Annotated in this window: 15 protein-coding genes; 14 read left to right on the forward strand and 1 reads right to left on the reverse strand. The window is 36.6% G+C overall.

The window, feature by feature from the left end; all coding sequences use genetic code 11:
* Window positions 1-38: 38 nt before the first annotated feature.
* From RAH34_RS16695 to RAH34_RS16710, 4 genes are all read left to right on the forward strand, one after another.
* Entirely contained in the window at window positions 39-2,777 is a 2,739-nt protein-coding gene (locus tag RAH34_RS16695; RefSeq protein WP_306596872.1) for a SusC/RagA family TonB-linked outer membrane protein, read from the forward strand.
* A 5-nt stretch (window positions 2,778-2,782) separates the two neighbouring features.
* Window positions 2,783-4,381: a RagB/SusD family nutrient uptake outer membrane protein gene (locus RAH34_RS16700; RefSeq protein ID WP_114820532.1), complete on the forward strand. Its 1,599-nt coding sequence runs from the start codon at window positions 2,783-2,785 to the stop codon at window positions 4,379-4,381.
* Between the two features lie 22 nt (window positions 4,382-4,403).
* Window positions 4,404-5,477 carry a SusE domain-containing protein gene (locus RAH34_RS16705; protein ID WP_114820531.1) on the forward strand — a complete coding sequence of 358 codons (1,074 nt, stop codon included), beginning with the start codon at window positions 4,404-4,406 and terminating at the stop codon, window positions 5,475-5,477.
* 100 nt (window positions 5,478-5,577) lie between these two features.
* Window positions 5,578-7,734: a glycoside hydrolase family 97 protein gene (locus RAH34_RS16710; protein ID WP_114820530.1), complete on the forward strand. Its 2,157-nt coding sequence runs from the start codon at window positions 5,578-5,580 to the stop codon at window positions 7,732-7,734.
* A gap of 57 nt (window positions 7,735-7,791) precedes the next feature.
* Here the strand turns inward: RAH34_RS16710 and RAH34_RS16715 are convergent, their stop codons facing one another.
* The gene (locus RAH34_RS16715; RefSeq protein WP_306596909.1) at window positions 7,792-8,781 is read right to left on the reverse strand and encodes a sterol desaturase family protein; all 990 of its coding nucleotides are present in this window, start codon (window positions 8,779-8,781) and stop codon (window positions 7,792-7,794) included.
* Window positions 8,782-8,971: 190 nt separating this feature from the next.
* Between RAH34_RS16715 and RAH34_RS16720 the strand changes: the two genes are divergently transcribed.
* The 10 genes from RAH34_RS16720 (at window position 8,972) to guaA (ending at window position 21,279) form a co-directional block, all read left to right on the forward strand.
* Window positions 8,972-10,831, forward strand: a complete 1,860-nt coding sequence (locus tag RAH34_RS16720) for a glycoside hydrolase family 13 protein (RefSeq protein WP_306596873.1) — start codon at window positions 8,972-8,974, stop codon at window positions 10,829-10,831.
* Window positions 10,832-10,840: 9 nt separating this feature from the next.
* Window positions 10,841-11,359, forward strand: coding sequence for a nuclear transport factor 2 family protein (locus RAH34_RS16725; protein ID WP_306596874.1), 519 nt, complete (start codon window positions 10,841-10,843; stop codon window positions 11,357-11,359).
* A complete protein-coding gene (locus tag RAH34_RS16730) occupies window positions 11,359-12,777 on the forward strand; it encodes an MFS transporter (protein ID WP_306596875.1) in 1,419 nt (472 codons plus the stop codon). The genes RAH34_RS16725 and RAH34_RS16730 overlap by 1 nt, the downstream gene beginning before the upstream one ends.
* A 474-nt stretch (window positions 12,778-13,251) precedes the next feature.
* Window positions 13,252-13,980, forward strand: a complete 729-nt coding sequence (locus tag RAH34_RS16735) for a pirin family protein (RefSeq protein WP_114820525.1) — start codon at window positions 13,252-13,254, stop codon at window positions 13,978-13,980.
* A 37-nt stretch (window positions 13,981-14,017) separates the two neighbouring features.
* Window positions 14,018-14,569, forward strand: coding sequence for an NADPH-dependent FMN reductase (locus tag RAH34_RS16740; RefSeq protein WP_306596876.1), 552 nt, complete (start codon window positions 14,018-14,020; stop codon window positions 14,567-14,569).
* 308 nt (window positions 14,570-14,877) lie between these two features.
* Window positions 14,878-15,870, forward strand: a complete 993-nt coding sequence (gene purM, locus RAH34_RS16745; protein ID WP_079241169.1) for a phosphoribosylformylglycinamidine cyclo-ligase — start codon at window positions 14,878-14,880, stop codon at window positions 15,868-15,870.
* 99 nt (window positions 15,871-15,969) lie between these two features.
* Window positions 15,970-16,533 carry a phosphoribosylglycinamide formyltransferase gene (purN, locus tag RAH34_RS16750; RefSeq protein ID WP_114820661.1) on the forward strand — a complete coding sequence of 188 codons (564 nt, stop codon included), beginning with the start codon at window positions 15,970-15,972 and terminating at the stop codon, window positions 16,531-16,533.
* A gap of 176 nt (window positions 16,534-16,709) precedes the next feature.
* Window positions 16,710-18,227, forward strand: coding sequence for a bifunctional phosphoribosylaminoimidazolecarboxamide formyltransferase/IMP cyclohydrolase (gene purH / locus RAH34_RS16755; RefSeq protein ID WP_114820523.1), 1,518 nt, complete (start codon window positions 16,710-16,712; stop codon window positions 18,225-18,227).
* Between the two features lie 90 nt (window positions 18,228-18,317).
* Entirely contained in the window at window positions 18,318-19,556 is a 1,239-nt protein-coding gene (purD, locus tag RAH34_RS16760) for a phosphoribosylamine--glycine ligase (protein ID WP_306596877.1), read from the forward strand.
* Window positions 19,557-19,749: 193 nt separating this feature from the next.
* Window positions 19,750-21,279: a glutamine-hydrolyzing GMP synthase gene (guaA, locus tag RAH34_RS16765; protein ID WP_114820521.1), complete on the forward strand. Its 1,530-nt coding sequence runs from the start codon at window positions 19,750-19,752 to the stop codon at window positions 21,277-21,279.
* Window positions 21,280-21,821 lie beyond the last annotated feature (542 nt).

Genomic DNA, 21,821 nt, shown 5'->3' on the forward strand with positions numbered 1-21,821 from the left:
AATATGACTGAAATACGAAACTATAAAAAAATAAGATTGTGAAGAATTTTACAACAGTATTAAAAATCGCGCCCGCTTTTTTACTGGCCAGTACAGTAATGCATGCGCAGACTAAAGACACTCTTTCTAAAGAGAAAAAAATAGATGAGGTTGTCTTGATTGGATATGGTAAGCAGAAGAAGACGGATCTTACAGGATCTATTTCTTCTATAACATCCAAAGATTTTAATGGGGGAGCAGCCACTGCTGATCAACTAATTGTTGGTAAAACTCCTGGGGTACAAATTACCGGTAACAGCGGTGCTCCTGGTTCAGGTTCTACAATTAGAGTAAGAGGTGGTTCTTCATTCATTAATAATGATCCACTAATTGTTATCGATGGTGTTCCTATTGATTTTAACAATTTGAGTGGAGCAACGAATCCTTTATCATTGATAAATCCAAATGATATCGAAACATTTGATATCTTAAAAGACGCATCTTCTGCAGCTATTTACGGAAATAGAGCTTCGAACGGGGTTATTTTAATTACAACGAAAAAAGGTACTGCAGGTAAATTCAAAGTTAATTTCAATACTAATTTTTCTGTCTCCACTAAAATGGGGAATGTAGATGTTTTAGATGCTGATCAGTTTAGAAGTTTTGTGAATACTTTTGGTACAAATGTTCAGAAATCTTACCTCGGTACTGCAAATACTAATTGGCAGGATAAAATTTATCAACAAGCCTGGGGAACAGATAATAATGTTGCATTTTCAGGTGGTGTAAAAGGTCTGCCATATAGAGTATCTTTGGGGTACAATGAGCAAAACGGGATTGTAAGAACAAATGAATTCAGAAGAACTTCATTAGGGTTAAATTTTTCACCTAAATTTTTTGATAATCATTTAACTGTTAATGGTAATTTTAAAGGAACTTTTTCTGAGAACAGATTTCCAGATGCTGGAGCTATTGGTGCTTCTATATATTTTGATCCAACGCAGCCTGTATATTCAGGAAATTCTAAATATGGAGGATATTATGAATGGTTGGATCCTGCCAATACCGCTACAGGTCTAAACGTAAATGGAACAAGAAACCCATTAGGTTTATTATATGGTAAAAGAGATATTTCATCTGTTTTTAGGGTTATTCCAAGTTTGCAACTAGACTATAAGTTTCATTTCTTACCTGATTTAAGATTGAGTATAACAGGATCTTATGATTATGCAAAAAGTGATGGTTCTGTTAACACCTATAAAGAGTACGCTCAAGGAATTGGAACTTTAGGGTCTTATCGTTCATATTCGCAGGAAATTAAAAGTAAATTATTTGAATCTTATCTAAACTATGTAAAAAAGATTAATGCGATTAATACCACTGTGGATATTATTGGTGGTTACTCTTATCAAGATACAAGATCAATTACTCCGGAAGCTCCTACATATTATGGAAATGGTCAAAAAACCGATTTTTCAACTGCTGGAGATACACAAAGAACTTTACTGTCTTTCTATGCCAGAGGTATTTTTACGATAGCAGATAAGTATGTAATCAATGGTTCAATCAGAAGAGACGGTTCTTCAACATTCTGGAATGGAGCAGATAAAAGCCAGTTATGGGGCAATTTCCCAGCAGTGTCGGTTGCATGGAAAATTAATGAAGAAAGCTTCTTAAAAAATATTTCAGCAATTAAATCATTGAAAATAAGAGCAGGTTGGGGTAAAACAGGTCAGCAAGAAACAGGTAATTTCTATCCTGCATTTGGTTCTTATTCTTATAGTAACAGTAGTACAGCGCAATACCAGTTTGGTAATAGTTTCTATACTTTACTTCGTCCAGATGTTTACAATCCAAACTTGGTTTGGGAAACAACAACTACTAAAAACTTAGGTTTAGACTTTGCAATTTTAAATAATAGAATTAGTGGTTCAATAGATTATTTTGATAAAAAGTCTGAAAACCTTATTGCAAAAGTACCCACGTGGGCAGGTGATTTAAGTAACTTTAATATTAAAAATGTTGGAGTTATTGCCAATAAAGGTTTTGAAGCTAACCTGAATTTGGTTCCGGTGAAAAATGAAATGGTAACTTGGGATGTAAATCTTAATGCGACCAGATTTAATCCTAGGGTTACAAGTTTATCTCAATATGTAGATTCATCATATAAAATTCAAGTGGGAACGCTTACCGGTATTAATAACTATATTCAAGCAATTACAGTTGGTCAGCCGCTTAATGCGTTCTATGTGTATCAACAAGTCTATGATAGCAACGGAAAGCCTCTCGAAGGAGCTTATGTTGACAGAAATGGTGATGGAAAATCTACTGAAGATGATAAATATTTCTACAAGTCTCCAAATCCTGATGTAATCTTAGGCTTTTCCACAAAGGTAAGTGTAAAAAAATGGGAATTTAGCACATCACTTAGAGCTGTTTTAGGGAATTACGTTTATAATAATTCTGCTTCTAATAGTTCAATTGCAAATATTCAGGCGAATAATTTCTTGAGTAATACAAATTCAAGTGTTTTAACAACGCAATTTGCTGCAACCCAACTTTTCTCGGATATGTTCATTGAAGATGCATCGTTTCTTAGAATGGATAATTTCTCCATTGCTTATAATGCAGGAGAATTTATGGGAAAAGGAACAAATTTAAGAGTAAATGCAATGGCACAAAATGTTTTTGTAATTACAAAATATAAAGGTATAGATCCTGAGGTATTTGGAGGAATTGACAATGGTTTCTATCAAAGACCGAAAGTGTATTCAGTAGGGTTTAACTTCCAATTTTAATCAACATGAAAAATAAATATTTATATAAAAAAATAATTATAGGGTCTATTACTCTAGGGGCTCTATTTTTTGCGGGTTCTTGTACACAAGATCTTGAGAGAGAACCAAGTTTAGGATTAACATCTACTGTTTTATACAAAGATTTTAATAATTATAAACCAGCTTTAGCTAAAATTTATGCAGGACTGGCAATTGGAGGGCAGGGAGATCAAAATAATGCGGATGGAAATACTGATATAGGTGGAATTGACGGAGGTTTCTCAAACTATCTTCGTCAAATGTACAGTATGCAGGTTTTAACAACAGATGAAGCTGTTATTGCTTGGGCTGATTCAGGTCTTCCAGATATGCATAATATGACTTGGAATGCTTCCAATCCTTTTGTTGCAGCAATATACTATAGAATATTCAATGTAATTGCTGTAAGTAATGAATTTATTAAAAATACGACTGACGAAAAACTTTCTACAAACGGAATTACTGGGACTAATCTTACAGAAGCGAAATATATGCATGCAGAAGCTCGTTTTCTAAGAGCTCAGTCGTATTATCATGCAATGGATTTATTTGGAAATGTACCAATGGTAACTGAGACTACTGATATTATTAATACACCTCCTCCCAGAATTGCTAGAGCAGAACTATTCAAATATGTAGAGTCTGAGCTTTTAGCCTGTGCAAATGATCTTAAAGATGCAAGAAGTAATGAATACGGTAGAGCAGATAAAGCTGCTGCCTGGTCTTTATTAGCGAGATTATATTTGAATGCGCAAGTTTATACAGGTACAGCGAGATATACAGATTGTATTACCTACTGTAATAAAGTAATAAACGCAGGATATTCATTAAAATCAAACTATTCATCATTATTTATGGCAGATAATAATGTGAATAATCCTGAAGTTATTTTATCAGTAAACTACGACGGTACAAGTACAAAAACTTACGGAGGTTCAACTTTTATGGTACACGCTGCAGTAGGAGGTTCGATGCCTGCTTCCCAGTTCGGAATCAATGGAGGTTGGGGTGGTATAAGAACTACAAAATCTTTTGTTAATCTATTTGCTGGTTCCCCAAGCGACAAAAGAGGAAATTTCTATACAAATGGTCAAAATTTAGAAATAAATAATGTATCAACATTTACAGATGGTTATGCATTTATTAAATATAAAAACATAAAGTTTTCTAATGGTGCCCCTGGGTCAGATGCATCAGGTAATTTTGTTGATGCGGATATTCCTTTATACCGCTTGGCAGATATCTATCTTATGTATGGTGAAGCCGTTTCAAGAGGTGGATCAGGAGGAGATGCAGCCACTGCATTAGGATATGTAAATGCCTTAAGAACGAGAGCAGGAGGAGTTGCTGTTGCTTCAGTTAATACCGATTTTTTCTTAGATGAAAGATCTAGAGAAATGTCATGGGAAGCAACGAGAAGAACCGATCTGATTCGTTATGGTAAGTTTACTTCAGCTTCATATCTGTGGCCTTGGAAAGGTGGTGTAAAAGATGGTAAATCAGTTGAAGATTATAGAAACTTATTTCCAATTCCTGCTAACGACATCGTTGCTAACCCTAATCTGATTCAGAATCCTGGCTATTAATTAAAAACACTATTAAATTAAAATGAAAAATTTATTCAAAATATTAGCCCTGGTTTTTACTGGACTTATAGTTTTTTCCTGTGAAAAAGACGAAGACCAGGTAATTATTACAGAAACTGTAAAAAGTAAGATTACACCAGATAAGACAGCTATTGTTTTAGATAAGGCTAATCCTGACAATGTAGCTCTAAATATCACTTGGAATAAATCAACCTTTGACGTACCTGTAGTTTATACACAACAATTGCAATTTGCAATAAAAGGGAAAAATTTTAAGGATGCTTCTACTATGGAAGTGACAACTTCACCTCTAAGCTTTACTAATAAACAGCTTAATAATATAGCATTAGGCCTTGGGGCTGCTACTAATGTAGCTGCTGAGATTGAAGTTCGGCTAAGAACTTTGGTTGGTGCTGCACCTTTCTATTCTGATGTGAATATCTTAACAGTAACACCCTATCTTTTAGGCCCGGTTTATAATTATAGTGATCTATATCTGATTGGGGATGCTACAGCGGCAGGATGGGATAATACAGATACAAATACGAAGTTTCTTCCATTACAAAAAACAGCTGCAGCAGGAGTTTATTCTTATACCGGATATTTTGCACAAGGCGGTTTTAAAATGATTAAAACTCCAGGATCCTGGAATACTCAATATGGAATGGGTGGTATTTCAGGTACATTAAGTACAAGCGGTTCTTCAGGAAATATTTCTGTCTCTGCTGCTGGATATTATAAATTGACAGTTGATACCAATACTTTAGTATATACCTTTACTTCAATTGGATCTCCAACCGTTACCTATAATACGATTTCAATGATTGGAACAGCATCAGGAGATTGGAATACAGATCTGGATTTACAGAAGTCAACTTTTGATTCTCACATTTGGGTTAAGAAAAATGTTACTCTGAATTCAGGTGAGTTCAAGTTCCGAGCAAATCATGATTGGGGAACAAACTGGGGGAAAGCTCAGGAGTTTTTTGGTGTAGCTGAGCTCAGTGGAGGAAATATTCCGGTAAGTGAAACCTTTAAGTATGACGTATATTTCAACGATATAACTGCGGAATATTCGGCAATTCCAATATTTTAAAAAACAATTAGAAATCAAACTAAATTAGAAATCAAACTCAAATAAAGCAAAGTGCTGCTTTACCGCAGCACTTTATTTTTTAAGTTAATAAATAGTCATTATGAAGAAAATTACAGTTGGAGCACTTTTGCTCTCAATGATGTTTACAGGTGTGAAAGCCCAATCTTTAAAATCTCCGGATGGGAAATTTGAAATGAATTTCCAGTTGAAAGAAGGAGTGCCTTACTACAACCTGAAATACAATGGTGCATTAGTAGTGGAAGATTCTAAATTGGGATTGAGATTATTTAAAGACACAGCCATAAAATTCGCTTCTGAGATTGCCAAACCAGAAGATGCAAAATACGATCTGAACAACGGTTTTGCGAAGACAGATGAAAAAAGAGACTCCAAAAATGAAACCTGGCAGCCGGTTTTAGGAGAAAAGAAAAATTATATCAACCATTACAATGAACTGGCGGTTACCCTGAATCAGGCTTCTACAGACAGAAGCATTGTAGTGAAATTCAGACTATTTAATGATGGTCTTGGTTTCAGATATGAATTCCCACAACAGAAAAACCTTAATTATTTTGTCATCAGAGAAGAAGATTCTGAAATCGATTTCCCTACCGATATGAAAGCATGGTGGATGGTCGCAGATTATGACTCTCAGGAATATCAGTATCAGGAAACAAAAGTATCTGAAATCCCTTCAAAATGGGATAAAGCATACGATGCAAACGCTTCACAGTCATTGGTGAAAAATGCAGTGCAGTCTCCGTTGATGCTTAAAAAAGAAGGAAAGGAACCTTTATATATCAACGTTGCTGAAGCTGCCGTATTAGATTATCCAGCTTCACACCTTGAGGTAGATGCACAGAATTTTAAATTCAAAACGCATTTAACTGCCGACAGGCAAGGGGCAAAAGGATACATTCAGACTCCTTCAGTAACGCCTTGGAGAACGATTATTGTAGCGCCGAAAGCAGAACAGGTGATGGATTCTAAAATGATCTTCAACCTTAATGAGCCTACAAAGTACACCGATACTTCTTACATTCACCCAACAAAATACATGGGAGTCTGGTGGGAAATGATTATCGGAAAATCACAGTGGGCTTATTCTACTGCTGAAAATGTTCACTTGGGTAAAACAGACTTCGCGAAATTAACTCCAAACGGAAAACATGCTGCTAACAATACAAAAGTTAAAGAATATATTGACTTTGCTGCAGAAAACGGATTCCAGGGATTGTTGATCGAAGGATGGAACATCGGTTGGGAAGACTGGTTCGGACATTCTAAAGAATTTGTTTTCGATTTCATTACCCCTTACCCGGATTTTGACATTAAGATGTTGAATGAATATGCACATTCAAAAGGAATCAAGCTGATCATGCACCACGAAACTTCAGGTTCTGCTACGAACTATGAAAGATGGGCGGATAAAGCGTTCCAAACGATGAACAAATATGGCTATGATGCCGTGAAAACCGGATATGTAGGAGATATCATTCCTAGAGGAGAACATCACTATTCTCAATGGACCATCAACCATTATTATAGAATTGCAGAAAAAGCAAACGACTATAAAATCATGGTGAATTCTCACGAATCCGTACGTCCTACAGGAGAAAGCCGTACGTATCCGAACTACATCTCTGCAGAAGCAGCACGTGGAACGGAATATGAAGCGTTTGGAGGAAATAAACCGGATCATCAGACGGTTCTTCCGTTTACAAGATGGATGGGAGGTTCTATGGACTACACGCCGGGAATTTTCCAGACAAAACTTGACTATTATTTCCCTGGAGACAACCGTTTTGTAAAAACTACTCTGGTAAAACAGTTAGCGCTTTATGTAACCATGTATATGCCGCTTCAGATGGCTGCGGATCTTCCTGAAAACTACAAAAAGCATATGGATGCATTCCAGTTTATTAAGGATGTAGCTGCAGATTGGGATGATACAAAAATCTTAGCTGCTGAGCCTGGTGATTATGTGGTTACAGCAAGAAAAGCAAAAGGTACTGAAAACTGGTTTGTAGGAGGTATTACCGATGAAAACAAACGTGAGTATACCGTAGACTTCTCTTTCTTGGACAAAGGAAAAAAATATGAAGCAACCATCTATGAAGATGGAAAAGATGCTGATTATATCGATAATCCTCAAAGCTATAACATCTACAAAAAAGAGATTACAAGTAAGTCGAAAATTAATTTTAAAATGGTTAGAAGTGGCGGTTTCGCAATTTCAATTAAACCAGTAAAATAATTGTAAAGAGACACTAAGGTGCCCCGGTTTATCGAATTTTCGATGGCCGGGGTATTTTTATTTATCCTCTGCCTGTTGAATCAGTTGGGAATATTGATTTTCAGATTCTAATAGTTTTTTCTCTACTTTAACAGGAGTTTTTACTCTCTCTTTATATTCTTTCTGATACTGTTTGACGGTTTTTCCAGTTCCGTCATGTCTCCATCCTGGCGAATAAAAAAGATATTTTAGGCGGTCTTTAAAAGAGATTCCCGGTTGTCTGATATCTTTTCCTATTCTTCTCCATTCATAGAAAAGCATCGTTGCAGGATCTTTGGATTTTATTTTAGGATAAACTCCATATTTTACAGGAACTTCAGGATCTTCTTTTTCAAAAGTTCCAAAAATCTTATCCCAGATAATCAGTCCCATTCCCATATTTCGGTCCAGATATTTGATATTGCAGGCATGATGTACCCTGTGATGAGAAGGAGTCACCAGGATATATTCTAAAAATCCCATACTTTTAATGGATTGAGTGTGTACAAACGTGCCATAAATCTGTATAGAAGAGTAGGCTACCAGAATATGCCACGGATGAAAACCCATGAAAGCTAATGGAGAGAAAAATAAATACCTGTACAACGGCTGAAATACAGGACTTCTGAATCCAGTGCTGATATTGAAATAATCAGAATTATGATGCGTAATATGCACCGCCCAGAAAACACGTGAATGATGATCTACATAATGATGGACGTAATAAGCAAAGTCCTGAGCCAGAAATACGGCAATCCAATACCATATTCCTTCCTGCCAGTCGAAAAGACGGTGCTGGTAAAAAAACATCATAACGAATAAGGAAAAACCTTTCATAATGATGTCTAAACCATAATTAAGCAATGCAAAAAGAACGTTGGTTGCAACATCTTTAGTTTCATAAATTTTCTCCTTATTAAAGTGGCTGTATGCCATTTCTAAGAAAATAATAGCAGCAAACACAGGGATGGTCCATGTGTAAACAACATCCGGTCCTTCAGTTTTGAACATATTGCTGAAATCCAACATTTTTTCTATAAAACTAAACATAAAAAGCATGGGAAATTAATTTTATGCATGAATTTTTTGTGAAAAATTTAAGTATTCGTTAGCAAATCTCAAATAAGTGTTATTTTATATAAAATGAGCGCAAAAAAAAGACTTTCTCTTGTATTTTTGGATGTATATATAAAAATTTAATGCTAAATTGAACACTAATATGAAGACAATATATGCAGCATTCGCCCTTTCGATAGCTTCTTTTGCTTTTTCCCAGAAAAATCTGGAAAGAGTAGAGCCGGCTTTCTGGTGGAAGGGAATGAAAAATCCTGAACTTCAGATTCTTGTATACGGAAAAGAAGTGGCTAATAACGAGATTACGCTTTCTGATGGCATACAGATCAAAGACATCAGGAAAGTAGATAATCCTAACTATGTTTTTATTACAGTCAATACCAACGAAATAAACGTTCCGAAGTTTGCTATCAATATTAAAAAAGGTAAAAAGAATCTTGGTTCATACACTTATGAATTAAAGCAAAGAAATCCGGGATCTGCCAACCGCGGGTCTTTTACTTCAAAAGATATGATGTATCTTATCATGCCGGACCGTTTTGCCAATGGTGATGAGAAGAATGATTCAAGACCGGAGCTTACCGAAAAAGCAAATCGCAGTCTTCCAAATGGGCGACATGGCGGAGATCTCCGCGGGATTATCAATAACCTTGATTATATTCAGAATCTGGGAGCTACGGCAGTCTGGCTGACTCCCGTGAATGAAGATAACGAAAAAGTGTACTCCTACCACGGTTATGCTCAGACCGATCTGTATAAAATTGATGCCCGCTACGGTACCAATGAAGAGTATAAAACATTATCTCAGGAATTGAATAAACGAAAGATGATGTTGGTGATGGATTATGTGACGAATCACTGGGGCGGCTCACACTGGATGATTAAAGATCTTCCTTCCAAAGACTGGATCCATTGGTTTGATGAAGGAGAGAAAGGATTTAAACGTTCCAACTATAAAACGACAACGCAGTTTGATACCAATGCTTCCGATATTGATAAAAAATATGCCCTGGATGGATGGTTTGATACTACAATGCCGGATATCAACCAAAAAAATCCATTGGTTCTGAAATATCTCATACAAAATGCCATCTGGTGGATAGAATATGCAGAACTGGGAGGATTTCGTGTAGATACCTATCCTTACAATGATAAAGACGCCATGGCAAAGTGGGCCAAAGCGATTACCGATGAATATCCGAAATTCAATATTGTAGGAGAAACCTGGCTTTATACAGCAGCACAAATTGCAGCATGGCAGAAAAATTCGAAAATAGGAGAAATAGAAGGATACAACTCAAATTTACCTTCTGTAATGGATTTTATGCTGTTTGAAAATATGCCTAAAGCCCTTAAAGAAAAAGAAAGCTGGGATAAAGGAATGATCCGTATTTACGATTCTTTTACCAGCGATTTCCTTTATCCGGATATCAATAATACCCTTGTTTTCTTTGAAAATCATGATACAGAAAGATGGAACGAAATCTTTAATGCAAATCCTGATGCCTATAAAATAGCACTTACTCTGATTTCCACAGTAAGAGGAATTCCGCAGATTTATTACGGATCTGAAATAGGAATGAGAGGCGATAAAAAAGCAGGAGGTGATGCCGATATCCGCAGAGATTTTCCGGGAGGATGGAAATCTGATCAACAAAACGCTTTCAATCCATCTACTCAGACTCCGGAGCAGAAAGAATTTTTTCAGTTTACCCAAAAACTACTGAACTGGAGAAAAGGCAAAGAGGTGATTCATCATGGGAAAACTAAAAATTTCGTTCCTCAGGATGGTGTTTTTGTATATTTCCGATATAATGAAAAAGAAAGTGTAATGGTAGTGATCAACAATAATGAAAAAGATCAGCCGTTAGATTTGAAACGGTTTGCAGAATCACTGAATGGATATACAAAAGGAAAAGAAATTATTTCAGGCAAAGAAATTTCATTACAAAACAGTATAAATATTCCTGCAAAAACTCCATTGATCATTGAACTAGAAAAATAATAATTACCTATGAAAAAACTAACGACTGCTTATACCTTACTCCTTTTTTTACTGGGATTCTCTTTATTTACTGCACAGTCAAAAAATACTTTTGAGAAAGAAAAATCGGAAATCAGTGCGATGCTTGATACTTTCAATGCAACGGCGGCAAAAGCAGATTACAATGCCTATTTCAATCTCTTTGCAGATGAATCTACCTTCATCGGAACAGACGCTACCGAAATCTGGGATAAAAAAGCATTTATGGTATGGGCAAAACCTCATTTCGACAAAAAGAAAACCTGGAATTTTAAAGCCCTTAAAAGAAATATTTACTTCAGCAAAGACGGAAAACTGGCATGGTTTGATGAATTACTGGATACCCAGATGAAGATCTGCAGAGGCTCCGGTGTTGTAGAAAAAATCAATGGAAGCTGGAAGGTTAAGCAATATGTTCTTTCTGTGACAGTGCCTAATGAGGTGGTAGATAAAGTAGTTACAGAAAAAGCACCTATCGAAGATGCATTAATTCAAAAACTAAAGTCATAATGGCAATAATGATGGGGAAATATGATACCGGGGCAGTCGGGAAAAGAAAAAAGCCAGACTTATCAATGCTCCAGATTATTAATATGAGCATGGGATTTCTGGGAATTCAGATGGCATTCGGATTACAAAATGGGAATGCAAGCCGTATTCTTGGGAATTTAGGAGCAGATGTTCACGAATTATCATGGTTCTGGCTGGTAGCTCCCATTACAGGTCTGATTGTTCAGCCTATTATCGGCCACATGGGCGACAATACCTGGAGTCCGTTGGGAAGAAGAAAACCTTATTTCCTGATTGGAGCTGTTTTGTGTGCCATAGGATTGGTTCTCCTTCCAAATGCTGCTTCCGTTACTCAGATGTTTGCGGCCAATGCGCTTTTGTTAGCGGTAATATTCCTTGCCATGATGGATGCTTCAGTGAATATTGCAATGGAGCCATTCAGAGCTTTGGTAGGAGATATGCTTCCCAAACATCAAGGTACGATAGGATTTTCTGTGCAAACAATTCTGATCGGAATCGGTGCGGTACTAGGTTCTTATCTGCCGGATTGGTTAACGAAAATGGGAATTTCCAATGTAGCTCCAGAAGGATTTGTTGCGGATAATGTTATTTACTCTTTTTATATTGGCGCGGGATTGCTTATCATATCAATTCTATACACCATCATGACAACCAGAGAATATTCCCCGCAGGAATTTGCTGATTTTGAAGATGGAAAAGAAGGAGAACAACATAATTCTAAGTTTTCAGATATTTTCAAAGATTTTGCTGCGATTCCTGCGCAGATGAAAAAGCTGGGAATTGTTCAGTTTTTCTCATGGTTTGCACTGTTTACCATGTGGGTATTTACCACCAGTGCATTGGCGACACATCATTTCGGACTTTCTCCGGAAGATACCCATTCCAAAGCATTTAATGATGCAGGTGATCTTACCGGAAAACTTTTCGGAATGTATAATCTCTGGGCAATTCCGTTTGCATTTCTATTAACACCTATTGCTAAACTGATTGGTAAAAAACAGACTCATGCCTTAGCGTTATTATGTGGAGGTTTGGGATTGGTTTCCATGTATTTCATTAAAGATGTCAACAATTTATGGATCTCAATGATCGGATTAGGTTTTGCCTGGGCAAGTATTCTGGCAATGCCTTATGCAATGCTTATTGAGGTGATTCCACAAAGAAAAATGGGAGTTTATATGGGAATATTCAATTTCTTTATTGTGATTCCTCAGATCATCAATGGTTTATTCGGAGGTCCTGTCGTAAGTGGTGTTTTTGGAAAACAGGCTATGGATTATGTGGTTGTAGGAGGTGTTTGCATGCTGATTGGGGCTGTAGTGACCATGATTTTTGTGAAATCTGAAGATGAGACTCCAAAGGAAATTGAAGAGGAAATCAAGCAGGTGCATTTTTAAATTGGAAACTAGAAGTTAGAGGTTAGAAGTTAGTTGTGCCGTAAACTTTAACTTAAATATAAAAAACATAACAAAATTCAATAGAAACGGGCTTTAGCCCGTTTTCTCTTTAAACATTCATCAATCTGGCTTTAGCCAAAACTCAGACCTAAATGCATTTTTTTGTGCTTTTTTGATGATTAGAATATTATAATGTCTCGCAGATTATACAGATGACGCTGATGTTTGCACTTATTTATATAATCAGTTCAATCATTGGAAGAAAAAATATCCAGTATAAAATTTTATCGCAGGTAAAATCCTTGCGCCCTAAAAACATATCAAATGTAAAAAAAATCGCGTCTTTGCGTAATCCAACTTAGCCTATATTTTCACTTTTTCACCCTTTTTACTTCTTCAATTTCCTTTCTTAACCTACATCAACTTTTTAAACGCTCACATCCCGTACATTTGTACTATAAATAATCACAGAAAATGAAAACAGTATATCATAAAGCAGATTCAAGAGGCCATGCCAACCACGGATGGTTAAATTCATATCATACATTCAGTTTTGCCAACTATCAAAACAGAGAGAGAACAAACTTTGGCGTTTTAAGAGTATTGAACGATGATACCGTTTCGCAGGGAATGGGCTTCGGAACACACCCGCACAGAGATATGGAAATTATATCCATTCCTTTGGAAGGTGATTTGGAGCATAAAGATTCAATGGGAACCACTGCGGTGATCAGAAAAGGAGAAATTCAGGTGATGAGTGCCGGAACCGGTGTGATGCACAGCGAATACAATAAAAATAAAGATGAGGAAGTGAAATTTCTTCAGATCTGGGTGTTCCCAAAAGAACAGAATGTTGAACCGAGATACGATCAGAAAAGTATCAAAGAAGGAGAAAAGATCAACGGATTCCAGCAGATCTTATCTCCCAATAAAAATGATGACGGAGTTTGGATTCATCAGGATGCATGGTTCAATCTGGCGAACTTTAAAAAAGGAAATGGCAAAAATTATATGCTTAACAAAAAAGGAAACGGAGTGTATGCATTTGTGTTAAAAGGAAGTGCGAAAATCGGAGACCGTGTTCTGAATGAAAGAGACGGATTAGGAATCTGGGATACACAGAGCTTTAATATTGAAGCCGTAGAAGACACCGAAGTATTATTAATGGAAGTCCCAATGGAACTGCCTTCTTATCTTAAATAAAAAACTAAATTTGTAATCTTAAAAATAAACCTCACCTATGAAAATTTTAGCAATAGCAGGAAGTAATTCAGAAGCTTCAATGAACAAACAGTTGGTAGCGTATGCATCAACATTATTTGAAAATGCAGACGTAGAAGTGATCGATTTGAATCCTTTCGAAATGCCCATCTATAAACATGAAAGAGAATTAGCAGGCGGTGTTCCTCAGGAAGCTCATGATTTTGCAGCAAAAATTGATGGTGCAAACCTATTGTTGGTTTCTTTAGGAGAGCACAACGGAACCTATTCTACAGCATTTAAAAATGTGTTCGACTGGGTATCCAGAATCAAAGACAGAACCGTTTGGAACGAAGTACCTATGCTATTGATGTCTACATCTCCGGGCGGTAGAGGTGGAGCAGGTGTTTTGGAAGCAGCATCAAAGCGTTTCCCTTTCCACGGAGGAAATGTGGTGGAAACTTTTTCACTTCCTTTCTTTAATGATAACTTTGATAAAGCCGCTCATAAAATTTCTAATGAAGAGAAAGACAGCGAGTTAAAAGAAAAAATTAAGAAGATTGCAGCCATTGAAACAATCCTTGAAAAATAGAATTTGAATATTCATTTAAAATTACTATTTTTGCAAAAAGAAAAGAGATGAAAATTCAGACCTCCTATAATCAATGTTTTTCTCATAAAGGGAAAGTTGTGGGCTCTGAAATTCTGAGATAAAATAACGGCCGATAATCTGAAAAGATTGTCGGCTTTTTTGTTTTCTAAAATCGAGTATAAAAGTAATTATTAAAATAAAATGTATCAATATACTAATGTACCAGTTTACCAATTCTCCGGTTTCCAAAGTGAAGCTATTGTTACATTGCTAAACTGATATATTGTTACATTATTAAATTATTAAACATGAGCAACACTTACAAATCAGCAGGAGTAGACAAAGAAGAAGGATACAAAACGGTTGACAAGATCAAAAAAGCGGTCGGAGAAACCCACAATTCCAATGTACTGAACCACTTGGGAAGTTTTGGTGCTTTCTATGAAATCGGTGGATACAAAAATCCGGTTCTTGTATCAGGAACAGATGGAGTAGGAACAAAGCTGAAAGTAGCTTTAGATACTAAAAAATATGATTCTATTGGGGTAGATTGTTTCGCAATGTGTGCTAACGATATTCTTTGTCACGGAGCAAAACCTTTATTCTTTCTTGATTATCTGGCTTGTGGAAAGCTTGATTCAGAAATCGCCGCAGAAATCGTTTTAGGAATGGTTGCTGCTTGTAAGGATAACAACTGTGCACTGATTGGTGGTGAAACTGCTGAAATGCCTGGTATGTACCAGCCTGGAGATTATGATGTTGCAGGATTCTGTGTAGGAATCGTAGAAAAAGATCAGATCATTGACGGTTCTAAGATCAAAGCTGGGAACAAAATTATTGCATTACCAAGCTCTGGATTCCACTCAAACGGATTCTCTTTAGTAAGAAAAGTATTCCCGAACTTTGAAGAAGAGTTTGAAGGAAAACCATTATATGAGACGCTTTTAGTTCCTACAAGACTATACTACAAAGATATTCACAAAGTATTGGAAGAAGTAAAAGTAGAAGGAATTGCTCACATCACAGGAGGTGGTCTTTACGAAAACGTTCCAAGAATTATTCCTGAAGGACTTTGTGCTTCTATTGACGAGACAAAAATCAGAATTCCTAGTGTGATGCTTGAGCTTGAAAAAAGGGGGGGAGTAAAACGTGAAGAAATGCACGGAACATTCAACATGGGGGTAGGAATGGTAATCGTTGTAGATGCTGAACATGCTGAAAAAGTATTGCACCTTTTAGATGACGCTTACGAAATCGGAGAAATCACTGAAGGAGCAGAGAAAATTAATTTAAAGTTTTAGAAGCTTAATCCCGCTTTCCGCTATATCTTTTTTGCCAGTGCTTTTTTACAAAGCCATTTCAAAAAAAGGATGCCGCTGCAATCGGGGCTAATTAGAAATATGAAGAACATCGTTGTACTCGTATCCGGTTCAGGAACCAATTTGCAGAGAATCATTGATACTATTGATTCCGGAGAAATCCAGAATGCAAAAGTAACTTTAGTTGTGGCAGACAGAGAATGTTTCGGATTGGAAAGAGCAAAGAATCACAATATAGAAAACATACTGATTCCGAGAGGAAAGAATTTCAGCAGTGAATTGGCTAAAGTAATCCCTGAAAATACAGATTTAATCGTATTGGCAGGATTTTTATCCATCTTAAAATCTGAATTCTGCGAGAGCTGGAATGGTAAAATAATCAATATTCATCCTGCTTTACTTCCGAAATTCGGAGGAAAAGGAATGTGGGGGATGAACGTTCACAATGCAGTTATTGAAGCCAAAGAAGTAGAAAGTGGGGCAACTGTACATTTTGTGACACCAGGGATTGATGAAGGAGAAGCTATTCTTCAGAAGTCTTTCGAAGTAACCGCTGAGGATACTCCTGAAACGCTGGCTCAGAAAGTTCACCAGATTGAATATGAAATATTCCCGATAGCGATCAATAAGGTCCTGGGAAATTAATAAATATAACCAATGTACCAGTGTACCAATTTACCAATGTTAAAGGTATTGTTACATTGCTAGACTGATACATTGCTGCATTAGCAAATAATCTAAGTAAAATAAAAGTAAGTTCGGAGGTGAAAGACCCGGACACAGTTTGAAATAGCTGTAAAAAGTAAAAAATTGAAAGTAAAATGAGTAAAAAGAGAGTTTTAATCAGTGTTTCTGACAAAAGTGGATTAATTGAATTCGCGCAGTTTTTGGAAGCTCAGAATTATGAGTTGATCTCTACAGGAGGAACGTTCAAACATTTGAAAGACGCTGGTTTAAATCCTATTCAGATTGATGAGGTAACCAATTTCCCTGAAATGTTGGATGGAAGAGTGAAAACTCTACACCCGAAAGTTCACGGTGGATTGTTGGCTGTTCGTAACAACGAAGAGCACATGAAAACCGTTCAGGAACACGGAATTGGTCTGATTGACATGGTGATCGTAAACCTTTACCCTTTCTTTGAAAATGTAAACAAAGACATTTCTTTACATGAAAAAGTAGAGTTTATCGATATCGGAGGTCCTTCAATGCTTCGTTCCGCAGCGAAAAACTTTGATTCTGTAACGGTAATCACTGATGTAGAAGATTATGCAGCAGTGAAAATTGAAATGGAGCAAAACGGTGATACATATATCGAAACCCGTAAAAAGCTTGCAGGAAAAGTATTCAACCTTACCTCTGCGTATGATGCTGCAATTTCAAGAATGCTTTTAGATGAAGAATATCCTACTTATCTGAATGCTTCTTATAAAAAAGTGGCTGACTTAAGATACGGAGAAAACCCTCACCAGACAGCAGCTTACTACGTTTCTACTTTCGAGAACGGAGCGATGAAAGACTTCGAGCAGCTTGGAGGGAAAGAACTTTCTTTCAACAATCTTCGTGATATGGACCTTTGCTGGAAAGTTGTCACTGAGTTCAAAGAAGAAATGGCTTGTTGTGCGGTAAAACACTCTACACCTTGTGGTGTTGCAATCGGAACTTCAGCATTGGAAACATACCAGAAAACATTCGAATGTGATCCGGTTTCCATCTTTGGCGGAATTGTTGCAATGAACTATAAGATTGATGCAGCTACAGCTGAAGAATTAAATAAAACTTTCCTTGAAATTGTAATGGCTCCTGAATTTGATGAAGAAGCCCTTGAAATTTTGAGAAAAAAGAAAAACCTGAGAATCATCAAAATCGTAAACCCTGTTTCAGACAAACAGACCTGGGTGAAAGTAGACGGAGGAATCCTTGTTCAGGATAATGACCTGCACTTCTCAGACGATATCAAAGTGGTAACTGAAGTACAGCCTACAGAAGAACAGAAAAAAGCATTACTTTTCTCTCAGAGAGTCGTAAAATATGTGAAGTCTAATGCCATCGTAGTTTCCAACGGAATTCAGGCGTTCGGTATCGGAGGCGGTCAGGTAAACAGAATCTGGGCAACTCAGCAGGCTATCGAAAGGGCAAAAGAAAAATTCTCAGGAGATTTGGTACTGGCTTCAGATGCATTTTTCCCTTTCCGTGATGTGGTAGATTTCTGCGCTCAGGAAGGTATCAAGGCGATTATTCAGCCGGGTGGAAGTGTAAAAGATCAGGATAGTATTGAGGCTGCCAACGAGCACAATATTCCAATGATGTTTACAGGTGTCAGACACTTTTTCCACTAATTAAAATAGAATTAAAAAATAATTAGGGATTGTATTTTTAGCATTCAAAATTATATATTTGTAAAATAAGACTAGATAATAATATAAAGTATGAGAATATTAATCATAGGTGAAGGCGGTAGAGAATCTGCTTTAGCGGCAAAGCTTCAGAATGACTCAAGAATTTCTAAAATGTTTTTTGCCAACGGGAATGCTACTACCGATGTAATAGGGAAAAATGTTCATTTATCAGAAATCAAAGAACTTAGAGATTTCGCTATTAAAGAAAAAATTGATCTTACGATCGTAGGTCCTGAAGCTCCTCTTGTAGCGGGTATCAAGGACGAATTTAAAAAGCATGATCTTAAGGTTTTCGGGCCTACTCAAAAAGTAGCGAGCCTGGAAGGAAGTAAAGCTTTCTCTAAGAAATTTATGCAGACCTATGATATCAAAACAGCTAAAGCTGTAGTATTTGATTCATATAACGAAGCTAAAGAATATGTGCAGACACAGCAGTATCCTTTGGTAATCAAGGCAAGTGGTTTAGCTGGCGGAAAAGGTGTTGTTATCTGTGACAACCTTGAAGAAGCTGAAGCTACAATCCATGATTTCATGATCAGAAGAATCTATGGTGATGCTGGTATTCGTTTAGTTATTGAAGAATATTTACAAGGTTTTGAAGCTTCTATTATTGCTTTCTCTAACGGGGAAAAATTATTCCCATGTGTAGCAGCTAAAGATTATAAAAAAGCTGGAAACGGAGATACAGGACCTAATACAGGAGGTATGGGTTCAGTAGCACCAAGCCCGGAATTTACTCAGGAGCACTACGCAGATTTTGAGAGAAATATCTTGGAACCTACTGTTAAAGGTCTTAAAGCTGAAGGTTTCGGATTTAAAGGAATCATCTTCTTCGGATTGATGGTAACGAAAAACGGAGCTTACCTTCTGGAATACAACATGAGATTCGGAGATCCTGAAACTCAGGTATTGATGGCATTGATGGAAAACAATCTTCTGGATGTGATTCAGGATTGTATGGAAGGAAAAGACATTGAGCTTAAGTTTAAAGACGAAAAAGCAGTTTGTCTGGTAATGTGTTCAGGAGGTTATCCGAGAAATATCGAAATAGGTTTCGAAATTACCGGAGAAGAGAAACTGAAACACAGTAAACTGTTATACGCAGGAGCAATCAGCAAAGGAGATAAAGTAGTTTCCAATGGAGGTAGAGTACTGAACATTGTGGCTACAGGAGCTACTTACGAAGACGCCCGCAAAAAAGTTTACGAAGACGCAGGTCACGTACATTTCGATTACGGCTTCTATAGAGAAGACATCGGAAAGTTTTAATAAAATCATGAAAAAAGATTTGGAGCTAATCCAAGTCTTTTTTTGTAAAACAGTTAATAATTAGAAGTTAGACGCTAGAGGTTAGAAATTAGTTGCTGAAAGTGAAATTGGGAAATTATTTCCAAGCCAGAAGCCATTAGCCAGTGGCCATTAGCTCTATCATTTATCAATCATCATTTATCAATTATCAAAAATGAACAACGGTATTATTATTTTAGATTTCGGATCCCAGTACAACCAGCTTATCGGAAGAAGAATCCGTGAGATGGGTGTATACTCTGAAATCTTACCTTACAATACACCATTACAAGATATTTTAGCAAAACAGCCAAAAGGAATCATTCTTTCCGGTGGACCAAGTTCTGTAAATGCAGAAAATGCCCACCTGGTTGAAAAAGAATTATACGAGCAGGGAGTTCCTGTATTGGGAATCTGCTACGGAATGCAGATGACTGCTCACCTTTTAGGAGGTAAAGTAAACAAAGGAGAAAAAGGAGAATACGGTAAAGCCAACTTAGAGATCGTTAAAGAAAGCTCTTTATTAAAAGGAGTAACTCAGAACTCTGTTGTTTGGATGAGCCACTTTGACGAAGTAGGAGAATTGCCTGCAGGTTTTGAATTAAATGCAAAATCAGGAGTCATTGCTTCTATCGCTAATGAAGATAAAAAAATCTTCTGCGTTCAGTTCCACCCGGAAGTTTCTCATACAGAAGAAGGAGGGAAAATGCTTGAAAATTTCGTTTTCAGCATCTGTAATTCAGAAAAAAACTGGAAACTGACCAACTATATTGAAAAAACAGTTGAGGAGATCCGTGAGAAAGTTGGAGACAACAAAGTAATCCTTGGACTTTCAGGAGGTGTAGACTCTTCTGTAGCCGCTGTTTTGATCCACAAAGCAATCGGTGATCAGTTAACTTGTATCTTCGTAGATACGGGATTATTGAGAAAGGATGAAGGCAAAAAAGTAATGGATCAGTATGGAGAGCATTTCCATATGAACATTAAAATGGTAGATGCTAAAGAAAGATTCCTTTCAAAACTAGCGGGAGTAGACGATCCTGAAGCAAAGAGAAAAATCATTGGAAACGAATTCATCCATGTTTTTGACGAAGAATCTCACAAAATTGAAGGGGCTAAATTCTTAGCTCAGGGAACCATTTATCCTGACGTTATCGAAAGCCAGTCTGTCAACGGACCATCTGCTGTAATCAAGTCTCACCACAATGTTGGAGGGCTTCCTGAAGATATGGAATTCGAATTATTAGAGCCATTAAGAGAGCTTTTCAAAGACGAAGTAAGAAGAGTAGGAGAAGAATTGGGTATTCCTCATCACCTGGTATACAGACACCCTTTCCCAGGTCCTGGATTAGGAATCAGAGTATTGGGAGCGGTAGATGCTGAGAAAGTAAGAATTCTTCAGGAAGCTGATGATATTTTCATTGAAGAATTATACAAAAATGATCTTTATGAAAAAGTATCTCAGGCATTTGTAGTACTTCTTCCTGTAAAATCTGTAGGAGTAATGGGTGATGAAAGAACTTATGAATATACTGCTGTAGTACGTTCTGCCAACACCATCGACTTTATGACAGCAACATGGAGCAGACTTCCTTACGAGTTCCTGGATACCGTTTCCAGCAGAATCATCAACGAAGTAAGAGGAATCAACAGAGTAGCTTACGATATTTCAAGCAAACCACCTGCAACCATTGAGTGGGAATAATTTTTGACTTGAATTTAAAATATAAATCCTGCCCGTTTTTGGGTGGGATTTTTTTGTTAAAACTGTTTCAATGAAGACATGATCAATAAAATATTTAAAGCAATTAATAAGCAATATATCAGTTTGAAGAGTATATGCTTATGGAAAATAAGATAGTTTAAAAATATTGATCCTGCTACATGTACATAAATAAAAGTTTTCACTTCCTCGGCATTGAGTTCAGATGCCGAAAATAAGTTGAAATTATGTGAAAGATTAATGATTGAGTAAGGATAAAAGATTCTTAAAATCAAAATAAGTAAGGTGCTTATAAGTAAAGTTACTGCGTATGGTTTCATTATCATTAGCTAATAAAAAATTTAATTAATCCTTATTGTCCGATAAAAAGTATAAATACATTGGAAATATCAATATTCATATTATGAATTAACAGGTCGCTCCTCCGGAGCTATAATTTTAAAACAAATATGTTCTATTAACAGTTAGCTCCTAGTGGAGCTTGATTTGATCCCGTAGGGATCTGCTGTTAATAGAAAAAAAGA

This window comes from Chryseobacterium sp. WLY505 (assembly GCF_030846215.1).
In the GTDB taxonomy this organism is placed as follows: domain Bacteria; phylum Bacteroidota; class Bacteroidia; order Flavobacteriales; family Weeksellaceae; genus Chryseobacterium.

Bases quoted from the DNA above. Each gene is read 5' to 3' on its own strand.
- RAH34_RS16700 (WP_114820532.1), top strand. From the start codon at position 2,783: ATGAAAAATAAATATTTATATAAAAAAATAATTATAGGGTCTATTACT.
- RAH34_RS16705 (WP_114820531.1), top strand. From the start codon at position 4,404: ATGAAAAATTTATTCAAAATATTAGCCCTGGTTTTTACTGGACTTATA.
- RAH34_RS16710 (WP_114820530.1), top strand. From the start codon at position 5,578: ATGAAGAAAATTACAGTTGGAGCACTTTTGCTCTCAATGATGTTTACA.
- RAH34_RS16715 (WP_306596909.1), bottom strand. From the start codon at position 8,781: ATGTTGGATTTCAGCAATATGTTCAAAACTGAAGGACCGGATGTTGTT.
- RAH34_RS16720 (WP_306596873.1), top strand. From the start codon at position 8,972: ATGAAGACAATATATGCAGCATTCGCCCTTTCGATAGCTTCTTTTGCT.
- RAH34_RS16725 (WP_306596874.1), top strand. From the start codon at position 10,841: ATGAAAAAACTAACGACTGCTTATACCTTACTCCTTTTTTTACTGGGA.
- RAH34_RS16730 (WP_306596875.1), top strand. From the start codon at position 11,359: ATGGCAATAATGATGGGGAAATATGATACCGGGGCAGTCGGGAAAAGA.
- RAH34_RS16735 (WP_114820525.1), top strand. From the start codon at position 13,252: ATGAAAACAGTATATCATAAAGCAGATTCAAGAGGCCATGCCAACCAC.
- RAH34_RS16740 (WP_306596876.1), top strand. From the start codon at position 14,018: ATGAAAATTTTAGCAATAGCAGGAAGTAATTCAGAAGCTTCAATGAAC.
- purM (WP_079241169.1), top strand. From the start codon at position 14,878: ATGAGCAACACTTACAAATCAGCAGGAGTAGACAAAGAAGAAGGATAC.
- purN (WP_114820661.1), top strand. From the start codon at position 15,970: ATGAAGAACATCGTTGTACTCGTATCCGGTTCAGGAACCAATTTGCAG.
- purH (WP_114820523.1), top strand. From the start codon at position 16,710: ATGAGTAAAAAGAGAGTTTTAATCAGTGTTTCTGACAAAAGTGGATTA.
- purD (WP_306596877.1), top strand. From the start codon at position 18,318: ATGAGAATATTAATCATAGGTGAAGGCGGTAGAGAATCTGCTTTAGCG.
- guaA (WP_114820521.1), top strand. From the start codon at position 19,750: ATGAACAACGGTATTATTATTTTAGATTTCGGATCCCAGTACAACCAG.